Origin of the sequence: Alteromonas aquimaris, from assembly GCF_026183695.1 — a bacterium.
GTDB lineage: Bacteria > Pseudomonadota > Gammaproteobacteria > Enterobacterales > Alteromonadaceae > Alteromonas > Alteromonas aquimaris.
In genome coordinates this window covers 110975-136174 of the sequence record NZ_JAPFRD010000013.1, presented here as the reverse complement: position 1 = coordinate 136174, position 25200 = coordinate 110975, and the positions used below count along the sequence as shown (strand labels likewise).

Genomic DNA, 25200 nt, shown 5'->3' with positions numbered 1-25200 from the left:
CCGGTGAATTGAGGTATACTACGCGTAATTCATCCGCTTGAAAACTCCTTATCCTTTTATTATTCATACGGATAAGCGCGGTAAGTTAAATTAAGTTGCAGGAGATAACGATGGCAAACAGAGGTGTTAACAAAGTCATCCTGGTAGGACATTTAGGAAATGATCCGGAAGTACGCTATATGCCCAACGGTAATGCGGTGGCTAATTTGAGTCTCGCGACCAGCGAAAGCTGGAAAGATCAGCAGGGACAGGTACAGGAAAAAACTGAATGGCACCGTTTGACCATGTATCGTCGATTAGCCGAAATTGCCGGTGAGTACTTGAAAAAAGGCGCGCAAATTTACGTAGAAGGCAAACTGCAGACACGTAAGTGGCAAGACCAGCAAGGGCAGGACCGTTACACCACTGAGATTATCGTTGACCAGATGCAAATGCTAGGCGGTCGCCAGGAAGGCGGTAATCCTGGAAATGCGGGTGGCGGTTATCAGCAGCGACCACAAAACAGCGGTAATCAAGGCTATAATCAACAGGGTGGCTACGCTCCTCAAGCAAATCAGGGCGGCGGTCGTCCCCCACAGCCAAGTAATCAAAGCAATGCCAAACCAGCAATGCCAGAGCCTGATTTTGACTTTGATGATGACATCCCGTTCTAGTTCCAGTTGGCGAACGGGAAAATATATAAATTGAAAGAGCCCTGCATTTGCAGGGTTTTTTGCTGATGATTAGATAACCTCTTTAGTTGATTTTTCTGATAAGGAAAACTTGATGAGCGTAGATTCGGGAAAGCGATTAAATAAGTTTATTAGTGACACTGGTTTATGTTCCAGGCGAGAAGCCGATAAGTTAATCGAACAAAATAGGGTCACGGTCAACGGTAAGGCGCCCGAGCTAGGTACAAAGATTTTTGCCAAGGATAAAGTGGTCGTCGATGGTAAAAGGATAGGTGCGGTTGCAGAGGATAAATCAGACCGAATATACCTTGTCTATAACAAACCTATAGGCATTACATGCACCACCGAACGTCATGTAAAAGGTAATATAATTGACGCCATCGGACACAAACAACGCATTTTTCCCATAGGCCGGCTGGATAAACCGTCTGAAGGATTGATTTTACTCACCAGTGATGGCGACATTGTGAATAAAATTTTACGTGCAGAAAATGCTCACGAAAAAGAATATGAAGTGACAGTCAATCAGCCAATAAGTGAACGTTTCTTACAAAAAATGGCAAAAGGGGTGCCTATCCTTGGTACCGTGACCAAACCATGCGTGGTTCGTCCCCGCGGAAAATTTTCGTTCACGATTATTTTAACGCAAGGACTCAATCGGCAAATCCGTCGTATGTGTGAATTTTTGGGTTATGAAGTGACCAAGCTGAAACGAACTCGCATTATGCACTTTGAACTGGGCAAGCTTCGTTCAGGGCAGTGGCGAAACGTTACAGAGCAAGAACTGAAAACGCTGAATGCCGCGTTGAAACATTCTATTAAGGCGGTAAAGACAAACTAGGTTATACACATTCCCCATGCAACGGCGTCCTCACCACCCAATATCACCCACGTGATCGTCCCACAACCTTTTCATCGTCATCGCTATCCAACTTCGTCATCGTCGCGCAACTTCACCCACGTCATCGCCACGCAGGTGGCGATCTCCCGTGCCAGCGCTAACAGTTGTGAGGTCCCCGTCTTCTCGGGGACGATGGGGGATGGGGCACGTCACCACTTCGTCATCGTCACGCTACTTCATCCGCGTCATCGCCACGCAGGTGGCGATCTCCCGTGCCAGCGCTAACAGTTGGGAGGTCCCCGTCTTCACGGGGACGACGGAAGGAGGGGGCACGCCACTTTGTCGTCGCCCAACTTCACCCACGTGATCGTCTCACAACCTTTTCATCGTCATCGCCACGCAGGTGGCGATCTCTCAGGCCAGCGCTAGCAGTTTGGAGGTCCCCGTCTGCACGGGGACAACGGGGGAGGAGGGCTCGTCACCGCTTCGTCAATCAGTTTAGATACCCTTGACAACCTCACCGGCACCCACCGATTCTTTAATAATGCAACCTGCGCCAATAATGGCGTGATCACCAATCTCGACACCTCCACATATGGTAACATTCGCGCCTATCCATACATGGTCACCAATTTTAATTGCCGCGCAGGTGACCTTGTTTGCAGCTTGGTGCAACACCGTATTTAAAAAACAATTTGGCCCGATAAGCACATTTTTACCAATAACTATCGGCGCACTATCGTTTATTGTTACATTATGGTTGATGAAGGTTTCCGCGCCGATATGAATATTGTCCCCATATTCACAATAAAAATCGGATTCGATAAAAATGGGTAGATCACCGTGTACCAGAGTGGACAGTAATTTTTTTCGTTCTTGGACAGCAAGGGGCGATAGTAAATTGAACTGTCGACATATTTGCGCAGCGCGATGCCGGTTCGCGCTGAATGGCTGTTGTGTAGGGTCAAAACTTTTCTTTTGCGGTGGATTGACAATTGGGAACAAGATGCACCTTTAGATTGAGAGAAATTCTGGGGATGCTCGCCGTTCTGGGAGCGTATTTGATTCTATCTGAGCATGACGAGGAAATAAATGATCCTCAACTGAGATGGTAGGCCAGCGAGCGTTGAGACAAAAAAAGTAAGAGCCCGAGGCTATGCCTTGTAGTAAGAAAACCGGGGATATCGAACACATGGATGTAGCGCCCCATCCTAAAAGGTAGAGCGAATTGAATACGGCATCATACAAGTAGTTTAAAGTGTACCTGGTTAGCTGCCGACAATATAATAGCCAGCAGGGTAGTGAAGTGGAACTATCAAAGCGCTAAATGAGATGAAACGTCATAAATTGGCATCTGAATACAACCCAGTGAGGTGTAAGCAGGTAACTCAAGCGTTAAGGGCTGACAATAAAAGTATAGGTAATGTAGGACCATCTTCCCTGGAAAACCGTGATGGAAAACAGCTTTGAGGAGTTTTTTAGTTATCAAGCCAAAGGCCTAATTGGCTTTTATTTCCCGCTGTAGAGTAGACTAATGGTATAGCAGCCAAAATACTTTTAGCACGTATGTAAATTTATTCGACAAAAGACAATGGGTAAAACAGTGTGAAAACAATAAAAAATATTGCACCCCAAAATACGTCTATAAACGTAGCAATTATTATAGGCTTTGCCGTAGTTCTAATGTCACTTATTTTGATACTAAATCGACCTGAACCCGATTTAAAGGCACAGTGGCTGGAACAATTGGCTGATAAATTTGAGCGTAGTGCAGTGAGTTCTTATTATCAATGGGAAGCTGAAGGCCGGCCGGAAATGATTATGTTTGTGCATTATAATGCGCAAGGCAGAGAAACCGACCGGCGTCCTGTTCGAATCGCACGGAATGGATGGCCTAAGGTGAAACCGAGCAGTGAAGGCTGTGCGGATTTGTGGCGTATGTTAATAAACGTGCCTATGATCATTGACGGCTTTAAGGTATTCGGGGAGTTCTTTCCGGGTAAACTTGATAACGATAAGTTAATTAGCGCACGATGCCGTTTTCGGTTAAGTAGTGGGCCATATTTTGATTATCACATTGATAATGGAACGGTGAACTTTGCAAGCCATTAGGTGGGCAGCTGCTGGTAAAGCGACATTTACCGAGAGCCGAAAAAAAATTACTACTTTTTATGCAGTTAAACCACCTGATTACTTGCCCAATAAGGCCCCCGTTGGTAAAGTGTGGGGATAACTATCTTCTATGCTAATTAGTGCCGTAGTTATCGCGATTAAGCTAATTGGCTCAGTTACAGGAAAGTGCATTTCATGTTTAAAAAGCTTCGGGGCATGTTTTCCAACGATTTATCAATCGATCTCGGGACAGCCAATACCCTAATTTATGTAAAAGATCAGGGGATTGTTCTGAACGAGCCATCGGTTGTGGCGATCAGGCAAGAGCGCGCTGCTGGCCCAAAAAGCGTTGCCGCCGTTGGTGCAGAAGCCAAGCGTATGTTAGGTCGAACGCCTGGCAATATTCGTGCGATCCGTCCTATGAAAGATGGGGTAATAGCCGACTTCTATGTGACTGAGAAAATGCTGCAGCATTTTATTAAGCAGGTTCACGACAATAACTTTTTACGCCCAAGCCCGCGGGTTTTGGTGTGTGTGCCGTGTGGATCCACCCAGGTTGAGCGCCGCGCGATAAAAGAATCGGCGCTGGGTGCTGGTGCGCGTGAAGTTTACCTGATTGACGAGCCCATGGCTGCGGCAATCGGTGCTGGATTGCCGGTTTCGGAAGCTACTGGTTCGATGGTGGTAGACATTGGTGGGGGTACCACTGAAGTTGCAATTATCTCATTAAATGGCGTTGTGTATTCATCGTCGGTGCGTATTGGTGGTGACAAGTTTGACGAAGCTATTATCAATTACATACGCCGAAACTTTGGCTCGCTAATTGGTGAAGCCACTGCTGAACGAATTAAACATGAAATTGGTGCCGCCTACCCAGGTGAAGAAGTGCGTGAAATTGAAGTACGTGGGCGCAACTTGGCGGAAGGTGTACCGCGCGGATTCACATTGAATTCCAATGAAATACTGGAAGCGTTGCAGGAGCCTCTTACTGGTATTGTATCCGCCGTAATGGTGGCGTTGGAGCAGTCCCCTCCTGAGTTGGCCTCAGATATTTCTGAGCGTGGCATGGTGCTTACCGGTGGTGGCGCATTGCTAAAAGATTTAGACCGATTGTTAATGGAAGAAACGGGCATTCCAGTGGTGGTGGCGGACGATCCGCTAACCTGTGTTGCACGCGGTGGAGGTAAAGCATTTGATATGATTGACCTGCATGGCGGTGATTTATTTAGCTACGAACAATAATCTGGGCAACCGCAAGGTTGCCTTCGTTGTTTAATGGATAGTATTTTTACTCGCGGTCCCTCAATAAATAGCCGACTAGCGCTTACCCTTGCGCTGTCAGTTATGTTAATTGTTATCGATCATAAATTTGATGGTTTCAGTTCCACTCGGGTTTACCTCAACTCGCTGATCAGTCCTATACAATACATTGCTAACTTGCCTGGCGTCATGCTAAGTGCAAGCGCTCAGCGCCTTACCTCCCATCAACAGCTGCTGTCCGAAAACGAACGCCTGACTAACAAGCTCCTTATGATGAGTGAGCGCTTACAACGTTTTGATATCCTGCAGTCTGAAAATAGCCAGCTGCGTAAATTACTCGACGCTCCGGTAAAACCGGAAATGCGCAAAATGGTAGCAGAACTGATGGCGGTAGATAACAATCCCTTTAGTCAGCAGATCCTCATCAACAAAGGGGCGATTGACGGCGTTTTTCCTTTGCAATCGGTGTTGGATGACCGCGGAATTGTCGGACAGGTAATGGAGGTAGGGACCACCAACAGTCGCGTATTATTAATTTCTGACGTGACTCATGCAATTCCGGTTCGCTCGGTGCGCAATAATATACGCTTTATTGCTAGCGGCAGTGGTTCGCTGGATGAACTTATTCTTGAACATGTACCCCATAGTGTGGATGTAAAAAAGGACGATTTACTGTTATCTTCTGGACTCGGACAGGTGTTTCCAGAAGGATACCCAGTGGCCCGGGTTAACAGTGTAGTACGGGATGAAAGTCGTCCGTTTGCAACCGTCACCGCCCAGCCCCTGGCTCGGCTGGATCGCCTTAAATATTTGTTACTGATTTGGCCTGAAGAGCAAAATGCAATTGAAACGCCAAGCGGTGAACAGCCTGCGCAGGAAGATATAAAACTTAAGCAGCCAGAGGATAATGATCAGTGAGAGTGCAATCACGTTTTTTTGTTATCCCGGTAAGTCTGCTTATTGCGCTGGTATTGCAGATCATGCCGCTACCTATAGAAGCCGACGTATATCGACCCGATTGGGTGCTGATAGTGTTGGCATACTGGGCGATGGCATTACCCAATCGAGTAAATGTGGGTATTGCTTTTATTACCGGTTTGGCGATGGACATTTTACTCGGTACGGCACTTGGCATTCATAGCTTCGCATTGAGTGTGTCTGTGTGGGTACTGGTGGCGAATTATCAGCGCTTGCGTAACTACTCGGTGTGGCAGCAAGCTATTGTGATTGGGTTACTCAGTGCGTTATATCACTTGCTGGTATTTTGGTTGCAGCATTTACTTACAGATATCTATTTTTTGTTCGATTATTTGTGGCCAACATTCACCTCAATGCTCCTATGGCCATGGATTTTCTGGTTACTTCGTAAATCACGCCGCCAGTTTCGCGTTACCTAAAAGGAGTGTGTCGTCATGCCGCCCGAACTTTTGTTGGCTTCCGCTTCTCCTCGTCGAACTGCTTTACTTACCCAAATAGGTATTCGCCACCAGATTAAAGCAGTGGATATAGATGAATCTCCGCTAGCAAGTGAATTACCAGCACAGCAAGTGGTCCGGCTGGCACAACAAAAAGCCTCTACGGCCTTTAACTTATTGTCAGAGGAAGATAAAACGAAAACGGTTGTACTTGCGTCAGACACGCTGATTGAGCTGGATAACGTAAGTCTTGGCAAGCCTGCCAATCAAGAAGAATGTATCGCTATGCTTACGGCCCTGTCCGGAAGAGAGCATCAGGTCTTAACGGCCATCTGCGTTTGTTCAGCTTCTGTTACAAAAAGTCAGTGTATTAATACGAAAGTACAATTCGCGCACTTGACCCTTACAGAAATGGTCACATACTGGCAGTCTGGTGAACCTGCTGATAAAGCGGGAAGTTATGCAATTCAAGGTATTGGTGGTCAGTTCGTAAAATCAGTGAATGGCAGCGTCAGCGCGGTTATCGGATTGCCTCTGTATGAAACCAAACAATTACTTAAAGAATTTGGAGTGACGCCGTGAGTGCGGAGCTATTAATAAATGTTACCCCTTCTGAGTCGCGTGTAGCGCTGATCGAGAATGGCATTTTGCAGGAAGTGCATGTCGAACGTCATACCAAACGCGGTTTAGTGGGCAATATTTATCGCGGGAAAGTCAGTCGGGTGTTGCCTGGTATGCAGGCTGCCTTCGTCGACATCGGCTTGGAAAAAGCGGCTTTTTTACACGCTTCCGATATCGTTATACATAGTGAAGTCGTGGGTGAAGTGAATACCAGCGATATTACCAAACAGGATATACGTGATTTAGTCAAAGACGGCCAGGATATCGTCGTCCAAGTAGTAAAAGATCCCATTGGTACGAAGGGGGCCAGACTCACTACCGATATCACCATTCCTTCACGCTATTTAGTGTTCATGCCCAGCGTCACCCATGTTGGGGTCTCTCAACGTATTGAAGATGAAAGTGAACGTGAACGATTGAAATTGTTGGTGCAGGAGTTTTGTGATGATCAGGGCGGCTTTATTTTGCGAACTGCCGCAGAAGGGGTCAATCATGAAGAATTGTCGCAGGATGCAGCATTTTTAAGACGTTTGTGGAATAAAATTCAGCAGCGTATGCAGCGCAAGAAGTCTAATGTATTGTACGAGGATTTACCGCTGGCGCGTCGCGTGCTAAGAGACTTTGTTGGCACAGAGTTAGATCGCATTCGCAATGACTCTAAACTATCTCATCAGGAGTTGGTTCACTTCACTAAAGAATATGTTCCTGAACTAAGCAGTAAGCTTGAGTATTATCCGGGCGAACGTCCTATCTTTGATTTATATGATGTGGAAAATGAAGTCCAACGCGCGCTGGAGCGTCGGGTCGATCTCAAATCAGGTGGTTACCTGATTATCGACCAGACCGAAGCAATGACCACGATAGATATTAATACGGGCGCATTTGTTGGACATAGAAATTTAGAAGAAACCATTTTCAATACGAATATTGAAGCTACACAGGCCATCGCCCGTCAGCTACGTTTACGTAATTTAGGTGGAATGATCTTAATTGATTTCATCGATATGGTCGATGAAGACCATAAACGCAGAGTGCTTCACAGTCTTGAAGTGGCCACCAGTAAAGATCGCGCCAAAATTAATATTCATGGGTTTACCGCACTTGGGCTTATCGAGATGACGCGCAAGCGCACTCGGGAAAGTCTTGAGCATGTGTTATGTGGTGAGTGCCCTGTTTGTAAAGGACGAGGCTCAGTCAAAACGATTGAAACAATATGTTTTGAAATTATGCGTGAAATTGTGCGCGTCAATCGCGCGTACGATGCTGATAAATTTGTGGTGTATGCGTCGCCAAAGGTCGCTGATGCATTGTTGGGAGAGGAATCTCATATGCTGGCTGAACTGGAAGTATTTGTTAGTAAACAGATCAAAGTTCAGACTGAGCCTTTGTATAATCAAGACAAATACGACGTCGTGATGATGTAGAGGCAGCTGTGAGTAAAGTTACGCAAATGGCTACGGTGATACTCAGAAAATTATGGGTGACGTTGGCCATTTTACTAGTTGTGTTTGCAGTCTTCCTGAGCGTTCTACGTTACGCTCTTCCCCATATTGAACATAAAAAATATATGTTGGAAGATTATGCTCGCAATATTTATGGCGTTGAGCTGTCTATTGACGAGGTGCACGCCGTCTGGGAAAGTGCGGGGCCCAGCATAGTGCTTACCAATGTGGCCTTGCAGCAAAACGAATCGTCTCCCGTCGCCTTAACTATTCAGAACGTGTTTGTTCAGCTCAATCTTTGGCAATCGCTGTTTTCGGGAAAAATCAGCTCTGAACAATTTCATTTGTCAGATCTCCAGCTAACGATTAACACGCAGCAAGTGCAACAGTCTGAGACGGACTTTCCCATCGTCAGTGCCTTGAAAAGTTTATTTTTAGAGCAACTTAAAAGTTTTTCATTACACGATGGCAAGATCACCCTGGCCGGGCCAGCCAGTAACAAAACCTTCAATATTAAGCATCTCACCTGGTTAAACGATGATGAGATTCACCGTGGTGAAGGGCAGGTGAGCGTTGAAGCCTTAACGCGTAATACCGCTACGTTCCTAATCGATTTACGGGGTAACAAAGATGACTTATCCGGAACGCTTTACGCAAAGGGCGTGGATCTGGATATTTCACCCTGGGTTGCACCTCGTCTCGCTGTTACCCGCCCCCTGGCGCAAAGTAAAGCCAATGTAGAAGCCTGGGTTGAAGTTCGCCAAAGTAAACTGGATCGCGTCGCGATTGATTTCCATGAGAGTTTACTGGAATGGGGCGGAGACGATGCGCAGCCGTTTTACTCCGGTATCATGGGTGGAAGCTTTCAGGCACTGCCCGATGATGCAGGCTGGAATTTTCGTATAGACCGGCTGATATTTAATGCCAACAACGAAAGCATAGTGACCGACTTAGTCGGTCACTATAGCCATAATGGCAATATTGTTATTAATACCATCAAGCCTGTAGCGGTAAATCCATTTTTGGATATGCTACCGTTATTAACTACCAATACGCAGGACGACAACTATTCTAATCTGCATCCCCAAGGCCAGCTTGCGACGTTGCAGTTTCAGTGGAAAGATAGGCAACCCTACGTCTCGGCGAAATTATTAGGGGTGAGTTGGAACCAGCAAGGCCAGTTGCCGGGAATTGATGCGCTGGATATAGATGTAAACTGGTACGGCAATAGCGGTGTAGTTTGGCTTGGGGCGAAAAACGCAACGTTAGTTGCTGATAACAATTTTGCGCACAACCTTCCTATCAACCACCTTCAGGGAAAATTATACGTTTACGAACAAGATAATAGCTGGTTTGCCACGAGTGAAAAATTTACCATAGCAAGTGAACCCCTCACGATCATTCAGTCGTTCAATCTGCAACTGGATAACTTGCACTTAGCCTATCAGGCAGATCTGAGTAGTGTGCCGTTAAATAAAGTCGGGTTATACCTGCCAGCGGCAACCATGGGAATAGAAACCGCTAATTATCTTACTAACGCATTGGCGGGGCCGGGACAAGTGCAGTCAGCGCAGGTCTTGTGGCACGGTCAGCTCAATCAGTTTCCTTACGCTGATAATAACGGTATTTTTCAGGCGGCAGTCGAAATTCAGAATAGCCACTTTCTATTTTCTGAAAGCTGGCCGACGCTGACCGATCTCAACCTTACCTTATTGTTTGAAAATGCTGGCCTTAGCATGTTTGCACCTGCTGCAAAACTACAAACGATTACGGTGAAAGAGTTAGTTGGCCATATACCTGATATGCTCGGCACACATCCTGTTTTAACTATTCATGCAGAAGGCCGGGGCACAGGGCAGGACCTGGCCTCTTTGATGCAAAACAGCGAAATGCAGCCTTCGTTAGGAGTGCTTTTCAATGATGAACTGTTAATTAATGGCGGACTAAATGCAGATTTAGATCTATCCATACCCCTAAGTCAATCAGGCGAGGTGATTGCCACCGGAAAGGTAAGGCTATCCGGCAACAATATTAAAGTGGATGCATTAGGATTAACCCTTGCGAATGCTTCAGGAGAAGTATCCTTTCACAACGACGTGGTTAGTGCCTCAGGGCTGCACGCGGCTATTTTTGACCAACCATTTCAATTTGATTTCAGCGGTAAGTTTGATGATGACCGTTATCTGGTTGATATTCGCGCAGAAGGGGAGGTGAACATTAATGAGATGCTTTCGGCAGTGAACTCACCACTGATTGACTACCTGGAAGGGGCGGCACCCGTTACCGCGCAAATCGACCTTACCTTACCAGACGAAGGCTTTTCCTACACCGCGAAGGTTGACGCAGACCTGCTAGCAGTAGCTTCAGCTTTGCCAGCTCCGCTGAACAAAAAACAGAATGTAGCGCAGTCTCTGCAACTGGTAAGCGAAGGTAACGCACAGTCATCAATAGTGACAGCCACGGCAGGTCCGACTATTCAGTTTGATGGTGTGCTTAGTCATCCAATCAGGCAATTCACACGAGCGCATGTTTCGCTTGGTGAGAATGATTTTGTTAGTCAAGGTGTCGGCCTCAGTATTTTCGCTAACGTAGATACGCTCAATGCCGATGATTGGTATGACTTGGTCAACGCCCTAAGTGGACAAGCTACTTCTTCCTCTGCGCCGCTATTCACTTTACCAGAACGGATTATCCTGGATGCTAAAACAGTGGAGGTAGCAGGACTGACCCTTACCAATGTTAAAGCTACGAGCAAACAAAAGAACAATGATTGGCTTATTGATTTGCACTCAAACCAGGCGCGAGCGCAAGTTAATCTGTTTAATGAATGGTTAATCAAGGGAGTCAATATTAATGCAGATTATATCAATATCGACAGCTGGCAAATGCCCGCTGCCGATGAAAAAGTAAAGTGGCATGCTGAGTCCCTGCCCCCGTTCTATTTTTACTGCCAACAATGCCGCTATGCGGATAAACAACTAGGGGAAGTTACCCTGGACATGGTGAAAACTCCGGATGGAATGTCTATTCGTACACTTCGAGCGCAAGGTAAACATGGGGTGATAACCGCCACAGGAAACTGGTTTGACGATAACCAACGTAGCGAAACCCAACTTAGCGGGCGTGTGACCAGTGACGAAATCGGGTTAATGTTAAGTAACTTTGGATTGGATACAGGCATCAAAGACTCGGAAGCAGACATGACATTTACGCTAAACTGGAGCGATTCGCCTATGGACTTTTCGGTCGCAAATTTAGGCGGGGAGATGAAATGGGAGTTGTCAGACGGATACTTAAGTGAACTAAGTGACAAAGGTTCAAGACTATTTACCCTATTTAGCTTTAATTCGCTGATAAGAAAATTAAGTTTGGATTTTAGAGATGTTTTTGCCAAAGGATTCTTTTATGATGAAATTAAAGGCAGTATGCAGATTGCAAATGGAAAAGCGGTTACAAAAGATACGGAAGTAGATGGTGGTGCAGGTGAAATAACCATCAAAGGTTACACCGATCTGGTTCAGGAAAAACTTAATTATCACGTTTCGTTCACACCCAACGTGACCGGTAATCTACCGTTTTTAGTGTACTTTCTCGCGACACCACCCACAGCCCTGGCTGCTTTGGCACTGGACCAAGTGCTTACATCAGCAAAAGTAATATCCAATGTTAATTACCGGGTTACAGGAACAATCAGTAATCCTGTGTTTGAAGAGGTCGGCCGCGATAGCAAAAACGTGCCATTACCAGCCATGAATGAACCGACTGGAGAAAATGACACTATCAAGCAAGATCTGGAGCCGGTCAAACTGGAGGTGAATAATGGTTAATCTTTGTGCAGTGCAAATGACGTCAAATCCTGATATTGAGGCGAATTTTGCGTGGTTGGAAGAACAATTCTCTGTAGCGTCAGGGATTGAAAACGCATTGGTGGTGTTGCCAGAGTGCTTTGCATATTTCGGTGCTAGCGATCGGGCTATGTTGGGTAAGGCAGAAGCATTCGGCGATGGCCCAATACAACAACGTCTGGCTGAGCTGGCGCGAAAATATCGCTGCTACCTTGTAGGTGGTACGATTCCGATTAAAACTGCTGACGACGAAAAATTTGCGGCGACATCATTGCTGTTCTCACCCACTGGAGAAAGGCTGGCTGATTATCAAAAAATACATTTATTTGATGTCGCCGTGGTTGATAACACCGGCAGTTATGAAGAATCAAAACACACCGCGCCAGGTGATCAAATCGTTACGGTCGACACAGAAATTGGGCGTATAGGGATGGCAGTATGTTATGATGTGCGCTTTCCCGGCCTGTTTTCTGCTATGGGCGATATCGATATTTTAGTATTACCAGCAGCGTTTACTCGCGCCACAGGTAAGGCCCATTGGCACACACTTTTACGCGCCAGAGCAATTGAGAGCCAATGTTTTGTGGTAGGTGCGAACCAGTGCGGTACGCATGCGAATGATCGTAAAACCTATGGTCATAGCCTGGTTTATTCACCCTGGGGCGACCTGCTGGTGGAGCGTACAGATGAACCCGGGCTGGCAATCGCGGAATGCGATCTGAGGGAGCGCGATACACTAAAACAGCGTATGCCCCTGGCCCAACATAACCGATTTAGGAGCCACATCGTCGAATGACGCTAGCAAATAACGTAAGACAACATTTACTGGACGACTCAGGCCTTGATCTGCAGGATTTAGAACGTGCCTTAGCCGCAATTTATCAACACGATAATGATTTTGCAGATCTTTATTTTCAATCGAGTCAACACGAAAGCTGGGTGCTGGAAGACGGTATCATCAAAGATGGCAGCTACAGCCTGGAAAGGGGTGTTGGCGTGCGCGCTGTCAGTGGTGAAAAAACGGGGTTTGCGTATTCAGACGAAATAAGTAGCGAAGCGTTAATGAAAGCGTGCGGCGCGGCTCGCACCATATCTGCGCAGGGCGGCAAGCATCAAGTCAGCGGTCTCCATGCTAAAGGGTATAGTGCGCGTTATTCCTCAGATAATCCAATTTTGGGCATGGAAGATGCGGAAAAAATAGCTCTTTTACGGGCGGTTGACGCCTATATCCGCAAACAGGAACCTGGTATAAATCAGGTGGTAGTCAGTTTAAGCGGGGTGTACGAAGAAGTATTAGTGGCGGCGACGGACGGTACGCTGGCAACAGATATTCGACCGCTGGTACGCCTGAACTGTTCAGTATTAATTGAGAATAATGATCGTCGGGAGCGTGGCAGCGCCGGTGCGGGTGGTCGGCACACATATGCCTTTTTCCAAGCTGATGAAGATGGTCAACCGCTATATGAAAGGCTAGCCGAAGAAGCTTTGCATATGGCCCGTATCAATATGCAGGCGGTGGCATCGCCAGCTGGCACAATGCCGGTGGTCTTGGGCAATGGCTGGCCAGGTGTGTTACTGCATGAAGCTGTCGGTCACGGCCTGGAAGGCGACTTCAATCGCAAAGGCGCATCCACTTTTAGCGGTCGTATTGGCGAACGCGTCGCTGCTAAAGGCGTTACGGTGGTTGACGACGGTACGCTGGCTGACCGTCGCGGCTCATTGTCCGTGGACGATGAAGGTACCCCCACACAACACAATGTACTGATTGAAGACGGTATCTTAAAAGGGTACATGCAGGATAAGTTAAATGCTCGTTTAATGAAGGTTAAGCCGACAGGTAACGGCCGTCGTGAATCGTTTGCTCACCTACCCATGCCACGAATGACAAATACTTATATGTTGGCAGGTCAATATAGTCAGGAAGAAATCATCGCATCCATTGATAAAGGCATTTTTGCACCTAATTTTGCGGGTGGGCAGGTGGACATCACCTCGGGCAAATTCGTGTTCTCAAGCGCCGAAGCTTATCTGATTGAAAATGGAAAAATCACTGCGCCAATAAAAGGGGCGACCTTAATTGGTAATGGCCCGGAGGTGATGCAGAAAATTTCCATGATAGGTAACGATGTGGCACTGGATCGCGGTGTCGGCGTGTGCGGAAAAGATGGTCAGAGCGTGCCAGTAGGGGTAGGTCAACCCACCCTCAAAATTGATGAACTCACAGTAGGAGGGACGGCTTAAACGCTGCCCCTTTTCATTTATTCCGCTTTGCCAATCAGCCTTACGCCCATGCGGTGAAACTTATTAGCTGCCTATCGTATTTTTTAAGTACTGAAATAATTCACGATAGGCTTTAGGCGGCGCAGACTTTTCTTTTTCTTTGTTAATTTGGCGGTAAAATTGCCTTAATTTCTGACGATCCAGCTCAGGGTGCTCTGCCAATATTTCTTGAATAGCCGCATCACCTTGATTTGCGATATCATCACGGGCTTTTTCTAATGCATGAAATTCCGCATTTTGCTGGACATGCTGCTGATTCAGCATCGCCATTGCCTGCTCTATCTCGTTGGTTTCTCGCTGCCTTAACAGTTTGCCAATAAATTGCAGCTGACGTCGATAGCCATCTTTTTTACGATTAATTTTTTGTGCTACAGCAATCGCATCAGCTAATTCATCATCGAGAGGAAAGGTGGCTAGCTGGGCAGGGGTTAAATTTACCATTTCTTGGCCCAGCTTCTGTAACGCAGCAGACTGCCGCTTAAGTTCAGATTTGCTTAACGGTTCCAATTCATCATCATGTGACGGAGATGGCTCATCATCCCAGTCAGAATATTCATTCTGGTGGCTCATTTGTCGCTCATAAGTGTTACACTTCCTAGCAATATTGTGACACATACCAATTGATAGCGAAACAAACTATGCAAATAGAACAGCAGATTGCTGAGATCCAGGAAGTGGTTGCTGATGTATTGAAAATGGCTCAGCAGAAAGGTGCCACCCAAGCCGAAGCCAGTATGTCTAAAGTGGAGGGAATTGCAGTTTCCACGCGCTTACGTGAAGTTGAAAATGTTGAATTTACTAATGACGGTGGCCTCGGGATCACCGTTTACGTTGGTAAGCACAAAGGCAGCGCATCCACAGCAGATTTAAGTAAAAGTGCGCTGGAGTTAACGGTGGAAAAAGCCGTTGATATTGCGCGTTACACCAATGAAGATCCGTGCGCGGGTTTGGCAGACAAAGAATTAATTGCCACTGAGTTTCCAGACTTGGACCTGTATCATCCGCAAGCACTTGATACAGAAAAAGCGATAGAGATTGCGTTAGCAACCGAAGCGGCAGCCCTAGATTACGATAAACGCATTGTTAACTCGGATGGCGCTTCGTATAACGCCAATATGGGTATGCGTGTGTACGGAAATACCCATGGCATTAATACGGGCTATCCCAGCAGTCGTTACAGTATCAGTTGCATGATGATTGCCGCCGAAGGTAATGAAATGCAGCGCGATTACGCCTACTCCGTGGACCGCCAAGCATCCCGTCTATATTCTCCAAAGCAAGTAGGAGAGGAAGCGGCCCAGGCAACCATTGAACGTTTGGGCGCGAGAAAAATTAAAACAGCGAACGTACCTGTTATTTTGCACCGTGATTTAGCGTCCAGCTTATTTGGTCATCTTGTCAGTGCCATTAGCGGCGGTAGCTTATATCGGCGTTCAAGCTTCCTTTTGGATAAACTGGGCCAGCAACTCTTTCCAGAATGGCTGACCATTGAAGAAAAGCCTCATCTAAAGTCTGCCCTGGCTAGTTCCAACTTCGATCATGAAGGCGTTGCCACCAAGGATATGACCATCATTGATAACGGGAAACTTGCAACCTATCTATATACCACCTATTCCGCCCGTAAACTCAATACCCAAAGTAACGGGCACGCCGGAGGCATTCATAACTGGATTGTAGGGGACTCAGGACACAGCGACGACGCGTTACTAAAAGAAATGGGGACGGGGCTATTGGTAACAGAATTGATGGGGCAGGGAGTGAATATTGTTACCGGCGACTATTCCAGAGGAGCTGCGGGCTTTTGGGTAGAAAACGGTGTGATCCAGTATCCGGTGCATGAAGTGACAATCGCCGGGAGCTTGATGGATATGTTTGCCAACATTAAAGCTATTGGCGCCACACGCGAGACTCGGGGCAGTGTGCAAACAGGCTCTGTCTTAATCGAGAATATGCGGATCGCGGGGAATTAGTCATACGGGCGACGAAAGCGGTCAAGCTTGTTGCTAGGGAACACATTCACTCTGGCAGTTGGATAACTTTCTAAATTCGTTATGCAGGCAACAAAAAAAGGCCATTTAATATGGCCTTTTAGTAATCCGCTTAACAATGCTGCATGTGCATTGAAAGGGCAGAAACGGGAGTATTAATTGTCTACCGAACCACAGAATCGATACCCTTCTCCGTGAATTGTCACAATCAGTTCCTGATCACCCGGATCCGATTCGAAATGTTTGCGGATGCGCCGAATTGTCACATCTACAGTACGGTCGTTAGGGCGCAGTTCTCGTCCGGTCATCTCCATAATTAATTGCTCGCGGGTAAGGATTTTACCGGGATTATTCAGAAATAAGTGCAACGCACGAAACTCACTTCGCGGTAACCTGAATTCTTTGCCATTTGGAGAGATTAACGAGCGGCTATCGCCATCTAATGTCCAGCCATTGAAACTTACGCGACTAGGGAGATCGTCATCCTCAGCCGAGTTGGTAGTTCTGGCCAACAGGTTACGAGCGCGAATGGTAAGTTCACGTGGATTAAATGGTTTAGTTAAATAATCATCCGCGCCTATTTCTAAACCCAGAATACGGTCAACGTCATTATCGCGGCCAGTTAAAAATATCAGACCAACGTTTTTGCGATCGCGCACTTCACGCGCCAGAATGAGCCCATTCTTACCCGGTAAATTAATGTCCATAATTACCAGGTTAATCGTGTTGTTTTCGAAAAAGTCATGCATCTGGTCACCGTTTTCAGCTTCGAAAACGTTATAGCCTTCTGCCTCAAACAGGCTTTTCAGGGTGGTACGAGTAACCACCTCGTCTTCAACAATTAATATATTAGGCGTCTGCATGCTATTTCACACTCTTTTACAATGATTTAAGTCGGTGATGGATTAAATTTTAATAGCCGTGGGCTGGTTTGCAAGTCTCTTCGGCAACTAAGTGAAAGTAATTGGGGCCTGAACTGAAATAACAAGGGTTATTGACGTAAATTCAGGTTCTCTTTTGCTGTTGCATCCGTAACTGGGAAGACAATAACAAATTCTACGCCATGACCTTCCTCACTGGAAAGTGAAATAGTGCCATTGAGCGCTTGGGTCACTAAATTATAGACTAGGTGCATCCCAAGTCCCGACCCCCCTTGTCCTCGTTTTGTCGTGACAAACGGGTCGAAAATTCGTTTACGGATATCATCTGGGATACCTTTGCCATTATCCCGATAGATCAACTTCAATTTGTTCGCAGACATCATTTGAGCACTGATTACTATCTGTCCGCTTTCTACGTCTTCAAAGCCGTGGATGATCGAATTCATAATTAAATTAATAATAATTTGGTTAATCGGGCCGGCTTTCGTGTTCACCGTCAGGTCAGGATTCACATTAACGTCAATTTGGTGATGAACTTTTTTAAGGCGGGGGCGCAAAGACAATAAAATTTCGTTGATTAGTTGAGCTACACACACCGCACGGCTGTTTTCACTGGTTTGATCAACCGCCACCTGTTTAAAGCTGGATATCAATTCAGCCGCACGATTAAGGTTACGGTAAATGATATTTAGATTTTCCTGGCTTTCGCTCAGGAACTTAGCCATTGTACTGGCCTTCAGCGTTTTATTTTCAAACTGTTCCTGAATGGTATCAATGCGGTCAAGCATCATTGTCGATGCGGTGACCCCTAATCCAATAGGGGTGTTTACTTCGTGGGCGACACCGGCAACCATATCGCCTAATGACGCCATCTTTTCGTTCTGCACAATTTGACGCTGGAACTGATGTAGCTTTTCCAGAGTCTGAATGAGTTCCTGATTAGCATCTTTCAGGGCCAACGTTCGCTGATTGACCATCTCTTCAAGACGCGTATTAAGTTCACGGTGTTGCTCTTCTGCGGCCTGTTGCTTTTGGATGGTCTCTTGAATCCGGCGCAAGGTAATGTTGACCGCTTTAGAAAGAATGTTGAGCTCTTTTATTCGTGAGCTGTCTGCGCGGGCTGAGTAGTCTCGTTTACGTGAAGTTAATTGTAGAAATTCCGCAAGATATTCGATGGGTTCGGTAATAAAGCGCTGAAGTTTTACTGTTAATATCAAACCCACCACTAACATGATCAGCATCACCGAAAGGTTCAAGAAGATAGCATCGCCTACCATCTCATGAAAACTGGCTGCCGAGGCTTTAACAAATACATAACCAATGGTGCCGCCTGATTCACGGATCGGTATCGTTACATCAATGGAGTCTTCATGAAAACGGGCGTGGCGAACCTGATTGAAGATACTCGCCGGTGGAATGATGGGTGCTGCGCTTGAATGGGTAAATTCGGCAAAACGGCTTGGTTGACTTCCATCCGGTGAGGGTGTGCCTTGGTAAATAACCACGTTTTGTAAAATATCTGCAGCTTCCAACGTTTTCAAGCGTGCACTAGCTTCTTCAGGCTTCATGGTTTTTAAATAATAACCAGCGTTGTGGCTTATTAATTCCGCCAGCGTGATGACCTGATTAGCCAGCTCCTGACGATAATTTTTTATTTGTGAATACATCGAAAGACTGGAAGAGAACACCAGCGTGAAGGTGATAATGAGCATTACTACCCAAAGGAACAAGCTGCGAATAGAAAACTTAACGTTGGATTCAGTCATTAATATTTTTTTACAATAAACAGAACGTTGAATGCAGTAATTTCACTTATAGTGGCCTATTACGCTGGAAAAGTAAAAGAAGACAAAATCCAAATCTTTATGAATCGGCCTGGCGTAGGTAGTAGTTTGCTATTTTCATGAAGCAATCTGACGATAAAGTGCCGCGTAATTCGCTGCGGCGTCTTGCCAGGTAAAACGCGTCTGCATACCCCTTATTTGCATTTGTCGGAACTCTGCGGGATGTTCATAAAAATATAGTAGAGCTCGGCGAATACACCCTAATAATGCTTGCGGGCTGGGTTCTTCAAACACAAACCCCGTGGCCTGTTCCTTATCCTGGGAGATATCTACTACCGTATCTTTCAGGCCCCCTACTGCGCGCACAATCGGTATGGTGCCGTAAGCTAAGCTATACATCTGGTTTAAGCCACACGGTTCAAATTGGGAGGGCATCAAGAAAAAATCGGCGCCAGCTTCTACCAGATGGGCATGTTTGGTGCTGAATCCGCTGATAAACGCAAACTTATCGGGATGCAGTTGGGCAAATTCGCCTAAGTCCATACACACCTCGGGGTCGCCAGTGCCCACAATCACCATTTGAATCTTGTGATGCATCAGCTCATTAAGTATAGGCAGTAAATAACCGAAACCTTTTTGTTCAGTTAAGCGGCAGACCATGCCGAATAAAGGGGCGTTTTGCTGTTGCGGTAAAGCGGCTAGTTGTTGCAAGGCCACTTTACTGGCTGATTTTGCCTGTAACGTTTCGACGGAATAATTTTCAGGTAAAAAGTCGTCGTGCTCAGGATTCCACTGACTATAATCACACCCATTCAGTATGCCGATTAGATCTTGTTGCCTTGCCACTAACCGATCATGTAGGCCGTGGCTGCCCAGATTGGTTAACAATTCTTGTGCATAAGTTGGGCTAACAGTGGTTATTTTGCTGGCAAATTCAATTCCTGATTGCAGCATATTGATATAGCCACCGTGTACCTGAGACAGAATATTAGGATGATGACGTAAAAATGGGATGCTCTCTAATCGATGGACGCCCTGAAAGGCAGCGTTATGAATAGTGAACACGGTAGAGGTATTTTCAAAGTAACCGCTATGTTCATGTTCCATCAAAAAGGGCAGCATAGCGGTATGCCAGTCGTGACAATGAATAATATCTGGTTGAAAGCCAATTGCTGGCAATGTATTTAATACGGCGCCAGAGAAAAAACTAAAACGTTCTCCATTATCTCTGTAAACATCGTAGCCATTACTATATAAACCTTCTCGAGAAAAATATTCCGGGTAATCAATGAAATAAACGTCGATACCGTTCCAGTTGAGTTGCTTTACATCGAAGTGATAAACCTGACTCTGGGTAAACAAGGTTTGTTGGGGACAGGCCGACGCCAGTTTTTCTGGTGCCATTTCCAACTGGTTGGCTATTGCCTGATAGTACGGCAGCACAATAATCACATTATAGCCGGCTTCTTTTAACGCAATAGGGAGTGCTTTCCCTACATCAGCTAGGCCCCCCGTCTTAACCAGGTCTTCCACTTCAGATATGGCAAATACAATGTTCACAGTCACCCCTCACGCAAAAAAATAATGCAACGGATTTATCTGCACTATCAGCAGTGTATCCAAGGCCAGGCGATCGCGCTATGGATAATTCTTTTTATATTAGCTCTTTACCGCTTGATATACTGTAAAACGCGTAGTTTGCGCAAGCGTTTGGACGCGTTCAAATACCTCCCCTAAAAGGCCTGGATAGGGTAAAAAACGATTGGCCACCATGTGTAAATCGCCCCCTGGTGGAAGCAGGCGCGCGGCATCCGCAATAAAACGTTTGGTGACTGTATAGTCAGTCTTAATGCCCGTGTGAAAGGGCGGGTTAGTGACAATATAATTAAACCGTTCGTCTACGCCATGTAACCCGTTTGCTGCCATTAATGTGCCTGTCAGGCCATTTTCAGTTAGTGTTTGCGCAGTGCTGTATAACGCTAAGGCACTCACATCCAAGTAGGAAATATCCAGATGGGGAAGCTGTTTTTTGAGAAGGCAGCCTATAATCCCTGCGCCGCAAGCAAAATCAAGCACGCTACCGCGCAACGAAGAGGGCAGTTTTTCCAATAGCAGTTGAGTACCATCATCTAGTTCTTCATGGCTGAAGACGCCTGGCAAGCTGGCGATGGTGGCTTCCTGGTCGTTAATATTGATATCAAAATACCGCAAAAACTGTTTGATATCGAAATCAGGATGGCTTTGTGTAACTTCACACTTAAGCAGGCTACAATGTCGTGCGGAGTCTACTTTGTCTACCTCCCCGATTGAAGCGAGCAACTTACTGGCACTTTTTATACCCCCTTTGTTTTCGCCGACCACATACACGCAGCCACCTTTTTGCACCAGCGCGGCGGCCATTGTAATGAGCATAGCGTAATGGGCTTTTGCTTTCGGTAGGTAAATGACGATATTGCGATAACGCCTGGAAGTGGTTAAGAATGGCGCGAAAAAGTGCTGGTGTTTACCCACTTTTTGTTCGCTAAAAATGCCTGTTTGAGTGTCAAGAATGTCCCTGCTATCTAATATAGTGCAAGGAATAACGCGTACACTTTCGGCATAAATATCAAAATATTGATGAAGAACGTCAATCGCAAGATTGCTCAAGCGGTCGGTAAAGTACGCATCGGCAGGATTAATAACTAACCAGCCATCCTCATCAAATAAGTCAATGTTTCGCTCTAATAACTGGCTGGGTGCACTAAGCATTATTCTGTTCTCTCAAACACGAGATCCCACACACCATGGCCTAACTTTTGACCGCGGACCTCAAACTTGGTGATGGGTCGATACGCCGGGCGTTCAACATAATCATTGGTAGCCGACGTATTGGTAAATCCTGAGGCGCGTTCCATCACATCAAGCATATGCTCGGCATAGTTTTCCCAGTCCGTGGCCATGTGAAATACGCCGCCAATAGCCAGTTTCTGTTTAATCATGGAGACAAAATCAGGCTGCACGATGCGGCGTTTATGATGACGTTTCTTATGCCACGGATCAGGAAAGTACAACTGAACGCGCTGAAGACTGCCATCTGGGATCATATGTTTGAAAACTTCGACGGCATCGTGCTCAATTACCCGTAAATTAGTTAAGCCAAGCTCGGCAGCGTCATTTAAACATGAACCTACTCCAGGACGATGCACCTCAATACCGATAAAATTGGTGGTGGGAGAATCGGCTGCCATTTGGACCAGTGATTTGCCCATGCCGAAACCTATTTCTAACACTATGGGGCCAGACTGGGTAAACAACTGGTCAAAACTAAGAAGCTTGGCTTGGAAATCTATACCCATCGATGACCAGTTTTCATCAATGGCTCTTGCCTGGGCATTGGTTAATCTGCCCTCGCGTTTGACAAAACTTTTTACTTTGCTTACGTAAACACCCGCTGCTTCAGCTTCTGCCTGACTTTTAAATTGCCTCATCGTTCGATTCACTACCTTTTCCAATCTCGCAGCGGCATTATCCAGCCCCTACCTAGCTTTGCAATAACAACCTTATAATATAGCAACAATTCGGTGAATTATTTTGCCGGGGCAATACACCGCAATAGCAATTGTGCAATTTTCTGCGGATACTCCAGCGGCATCATATGACCCGCTTGGTTCAATGTGTAGAAATCGGCATTACGAACTGACCCATGCTCGGTTTTCATGTCATTGATTGGAGCAATTTTATCTTCATCTGCCCCGATCAACGAAATTTTTGAGCTAAGCCGAGCAATGTCTTTAAGAAGGTTTTCTCGCGGTGTCGTCGCTTGTGTGTGGGCAATAAGCGTTGCCTTGCCTAAATCGTGAGCCATTTCCATCACAGGGTCGGCAACCGATTGATCATTCACTCTGTTGGGATGCATGAGGTTGGCTAAGAAGGCCGAATTCGGTTTAAACGCATTCGACCTTAGGTATCTGAGCATATCGGTGCGACGCTGTGTTTCTGCAGATGATAAACCACTTAAACAATAGCCAATCAGGGTGAGTGAAACGACCTGTGAAGGATGCTGTAACGCCCATTTAGCTGCAATATAGCCTCCCATAGAAAATCCTACTAAATGCACTTTTTCGTCTGGTAGGACACGGTCAGATGTCAGCTGTAGCATATCAGATAATGAATTTGCCCACTGCAGGGGGACGTAACGCCGATTAATGTGCGCCATATGGTGCCAAACAGGCTGCCAAAGCCGCTCATCACAAAGCGTGCCGGGCAAAAACAACACGGGTGTCTGCATAGCTCTTAAGTGCTCCTGAATAAATCATAAAACATGATATCATGCGTCCCTCAATTGGTTGTAGCCGTACTCGCATTAACTCTATGTCAGATACTTTCACACAAAAAGTACTCAACTGGTTTCACCAGCACGGTAGGAAGCATTTGCCGTGGCAAGAACATATCAACGCTTATCGCGTATGGGTCTCGGAAATCATGCTGCAACAAACCCAGGTTGCTACGGTGATACCGTACTTCCAGCGGTTTATGGCTAGCTTTCCTGATGTGCGCACGTTAGCCAAAGCTGACGAAGATGACGTGCTTCACCACTGGACCGGTCTGGGCTATTACGCAAGAGCACGCAACTTGCACAAAGCAGCAAAGATTATTGTCGCCGAATACGATGGCAAATTTCCAGCAGATATCGACAGGGTTATCGCATTACCTGGTATCGGGCGATCCACTGCGGGCGCCATCTTATCCATAGCGGAAGGGCAGGCGCATCCTATTTTAGATGGTAATGTAAAACGAGTGCTCGCCCGCTGTTACGCCATTGCAGGGTGGCCGGGAACCAAGAAAGTAGAGCAGACCTTGTGGGAGATTGCCGCACGCCATACCCCGATAAACAATTGCGCACACTACACTCAAGCCATGATGGATTTAGGAGCCATGGTGTGCACCCGATCCAAACCACGTTGTGATGAATGCCCTTTACAGGCCGAGTGCCTAGCCTACGCTCAAGGAACCCAAGCGACCTATCCGGGCAAAAAACCGAAAAAAACGCTACCCCAGCGGGAAACGGTAATGGTGGCATTAAGCCTACATAATCAGATACTGTTAAAGAAACGGCCCCCCACGGGATTATGGGGAGGGTTGTTTGGTTTTATTGAAGCTAACTGTGTGGATGAGGTGGTTAAGTCACACCAACTAGGCGACTATCAACAGACGTCACTAACTCCATTTGTACATACATTTAGCCATTTCCAACTGCATATTAAGCCTTTCTTGATAGAACTCCGTGCTTATCCTCTAAAAGGGATTGCAGAAGACAGCGCTCGCTGGTTTGATATACTGCAACCTATAGAAGTCGGACTGGCGGCGCCCACCCAGAAAATCGTTAACGAAATAAAAGCGTTACGTTAAACCCAATTAGAAAAGGCACACTACCATGAGCAGAACCGTTTTTTGTCAGCATTTGAATAAAGAAGCAGAAGGTTTGGACTTTCAACTTTATCCAGGGGAACTGGGTAAACGCATCTTTGACAACATTTCGAAGCCAGCGTGGGCCGAATGGCAAAAAAAGCAAACGATGCTGATTAATGAAAACAAACTTAATATGATGGATCCGCAAGCCAGAAAATTCTTAGAAGAAAAAATGGAGGCGTTTTTGTTTGAAGGGAAAGAACCAACAATTGAAGGCTACGTACCACCTAAAGCCTGACAATCAGTTAAAAAATAAGCGATCAGTTCACCTTTCGTGAAAATTTGTAGAAAAACGGTTGACTTGTGCCACGGAAATCCGTTTAATACGCACCCACGACGCAGCAGGCATAAGCCTAACGCGCAACCAGATTTGCCCAGATAGCTCAGTCGGTAGAGCAGCGGATTGAAAATCCGCGTGTCGGTGGTTCGATCCCGCCTCTGGGCACCATTCTTAGAAGCCTCGCATTCGCGGGGCTTTTTTGATTCTATAAACCGCCACGCGTCGGTGCCGTTGCGCGGCGCGTTAAAATCCCGCCTTCGGGCAGCATTCTTAGAAGCCTCGCACCTGCGTGGCTTTTTGATTCTATAAACCGCCACGTGTCGGTGCCGTTG

22 protein-coding genes and 1 tRNA gene are annotated in these 25200 nt (G+C 46.3%); 15 read left to right on the top strand and 8 right to left on the bottom strand.

Annotation, left to right across the window (positions count from 1 at the left end; translation table 11 throughout):
- The first annotated feature begins 110 nt into the window (after positions 1-110).
- Positions 111-653, top strand: coding sequence for a single-stranded DNA-binding protein (locus OPS25_RS15130; protein WP_265618717.1), 543 nt, complete (start codon positions 111-113; stop codon positions 651-653).
- Positions 654-765: 112 nt separating this feature from the next.
- Positions 766-1512 carry a pseudouridine synthase gene (locus OPS25_RS15125; RefSeq protein WP_265618716.1) on the top strand — a complete coding sequence of 249 codons (747 nt, stop codon included), beginning with the start codon at positions 766-768 and terminating at the stop codon, positions 1510-1512.
- 498 nt (positions 1513-2010) lie between these two features.
- On the opposite strand, the gene OPS25_RS15120 is transcribed toward OPS25_RS15125, so the two are convergent.
- Positions 2011-2517, bottom strand: a complete 507-nt coding sequence (locus tag OPS25_RS15120; protein WP_265618715.1) for a DapH/DapD/GlmU-related protein — start codon at positions 2515-2517, stop codon at positions 2011-2013.
- A gap of 600 nt (positions 2518-3117) precedes the next feature.
- Here OPS25_RS15120 and OPS25_RS15115 point away from each other — a divergent pair.
- The 9 genes from OPS25_RS15115 (at position 3118) to tldD (ending at position 14448) form a co-directional block, all read left to right on the top strand.
- Positions 3118-3624 (top strand): hypothetical protein, encoded by a 507-nt coding sequence (locus OPS25_RS15115; protein ID WP_265618714.1) that lies wholly within the window; start codon positions 3118-3120, stop codon positions 3622-3624.
- A 195-nt stretch (positions 3625-3819) separates the two neighbouring features.
- Positions 3820-4866, top strand: a complete 1047-nt coding sequence (locus tag OPS25_RS15110) for a rod shape-determining protein (protein WP_265608223.1) — start codon at positions 3820-3822, stop codon at positions 4864-4866.
- Positions 4867-4899: 33 nt separating this feature from the next.
- A complete protein-coding gene (mreC, locus tag OPS25_RS15105; RefSeq protein WP_265618713.1) occupies positions 4900-5802 on the top strand; it encodes a rod shape-determining protein MreC in 903 nt (300 codons plus the stop codon).
- A 2-nt stretch (positions 5803-5804) separates the two neighbouring features.
- Positions 5805-6281 carry a rod shape-determining protein MreD gene (mreD, locus tag OPS25_RS15100; protein ID WP_265618711.1) on the top strand — a complete coding sequence of 159 codons (477 nt, stop codon included), beginning with the start codon at positions 5805-5807 and terminating at the stop codon, positions 6279-6281.
- 15 nt (positions 6282-6296) lie between these two features.
- Positions 6297-6881, top strand: a complete 585-nt coding sequence (locus tag OPS25_RS15095) for a Maf family protein (protein WP_265618709.1) — start codon at positions 6297-6299, stop codon at positions 6879-6881.
- Positions 6878-8344, top strand: coding sequence for a ribonuclease G (rng, locus tag OPS25_RS15090; RefSeq protein ID WP_265618707.1), 1467 nt, complete (start codon positions 6878-6880; stop codon positions 8342-8344). The genes OPS25_RS15095 and rng overlap by 4 nt, the downstream gene beginning before the upstream one ends.
- Before the next feature lie 8 nt (positions 8345-8352).
- Positions 8353-12189 (top strand): YhdP family protein, encoded by a 3837-nt coding sequence (locus tag OPS25_RS15085; RefSeq protein ID WP_265618706.1) that lies wholly within the window; start codon positions 8353-8355, stop codon positions 12187-12189.
- The gene (locus OPS25_RS15080; protein WP_265618705.1) at positions 12182-13003 is read left to right on the top strand and encodes a carbon-nitrogen hydrolase family protein; all 822 of its coding nucleotides are present in this window, start codon (positions 12182-12184) and stop codon (positions 13001-13003) included. The genes OPS25_RS15085 and OPS25_RS15080 overlap by 8 nt, the downstream gene beginning before the upstream one ends.
- A complete protein-coding gene (gene tldD, locus OPS25_RS15075) occupies positions 13000-14448 on the top strand; it encodes a metalloprotease TldD (protein WP_265618704.1) in 1449 nt (482 codons plus the stop codon). The genes OPS25_RS15080 and tldD overlap by 4 nt, the downstream gene beginning before the upstream one ends.
- A 63-nt stretch (positions 14449-14511) precedes the next feature.
- Here the strand turns inward: tldD and yjgA are convergent, their stop codons facing one another.
- Entirely contained in the window at positions 14512-15057 is a 546-nt protein-coding gene (gene yjgA / locus OPS25_RS15070; protein WP_265618703.1) for a ribosome biogenesis factor YjgA, read from the bottom strand.
- 68 nt (positions 15058-15125) lie between these two features.
- On the opposite strand from yjgA, the gene pmbA reads away from it, so the two are divergent.
- Positions 15126-16457 carry a metalloprotease PmbA gene (gene pmbA, locus OPS25_RS15065; protein ID WP_265618701.1) on the top strand — a complete coding sequence of 444 codons (1332 nt, stop codon included), beginning with the start codon at positions 15126-15128 and terminating at the stop codon, positions 16455-16457.
- Between the two features lie 173 nt (positions 16458-16630).
- Here pmbA and arcA read toward each other — a convergent pair whose 3' ends face one another.
- The 6 genes from arcA to OPS25_RS15035 form a co-directional block, all read right to left on the bottom strand.
- A complete protein-coding gene (arcA, locus tag OPS25_RS15060) occupies positions 16631-17338 on the bottom strand; it encodes a two-component system response regulator ArcA (protein ID WP_265618699.1) in 708 nt (235 codons plus the stop codon).
- Between the two features lie 128 nt (positions 17339-17466).
- Entirely contained in the window at positions 17467-19122 is a 1656-nt protein-coding gene (locus OPS25_RS15055; protein WP_265618698.1) for a sensor histidine kinase, read from the bottom strand.
- 135 nt (positions 19123-19257) lie between these two features.
- Entirely contained in the window at positions 19258-20700 is a 1443-nt protein-coding gene (gene glgA, locus OPS25_RS15050) for a glycogen synthase GlgA (protein WP_265618696.1), read from the bottom strand.
- A gap of 99 nt (positions 20701-20799) precedes the next feature.
- Positions 20800-21888 carry a methyltransferase gene (locus OPS25_RS15045; protein WP_265618695.1) on the bottom strand — a complete coding sequence of 363 codons (1089 nt, stop codon included), beginning with the start codon at positions 21886-21888 and terminating at the stop codon, positions 20800-20802.
- Complete coding sequence (trmB, locus tag OPS25_RS15040; protein ID WP_265618693.1) at positions 21888-22607, bottom strand: tRNA (guanosine(46)-N7)-methyltransferase TrmB; 720 nt, start codon at positions 22605-22607, stop codon at positions 21888-21890. The genes OPS25_RS15045 and trmB overlap by 1 nt, the downstream gene beginning before the upstream one ends.
- A 98-nt stretch (positions 22608-22705) precedes the next feature.
- Positions 22706-23407: an alpha/beta fold hydrolase gene (locus OPS25_RS15035; RefSeq protein WP_265618691.1), complete on the bottom strand. Its 702-nt coding sequence runs from the start codon at positions 23405-23407 to the stop codon at positions 22706-22708.
- Positions 23408-23490: 83 nt separating this feature from the next.
- On the opposite strand from OPS25_RS15035, the gene mutY reads away from it, so the two are divergent.
- From mutY to OPS25_RS15020, 3 genes are all read left to right on the top strand, one after another.
- Positions 23491-24528, top strand: coding sequence for an A/G-specific adenine glycosylase (mutY, locus tag OPS25_RS15030; RefSeq protein ID WP_265618690.1), 1038 nt, complete (start codon positions 23491-23493; stop codon positions 24526-24528).
- Between the two features lie 25 nt (positions 24529-24553).
- Positions 24554-24826 (top strand): oxidative damage protection protein, encoded by a 273-nt coding sequence (locus tag OPS25_RS15025; protein WP_265618689.1) that lies wholly within the window; start codon positions 24554-24556, stop codon positions 24824-24826.
- A 134-nt stretch (positions 24827-24960) separates the two neighbouring features.
- Positions 24961-25036 (top strand) — tRNA-Phe (locus OPS25_RS15020).
- The last annotated feature ends 164 nt before the right edge of the window (positions 25037-25200 follow it).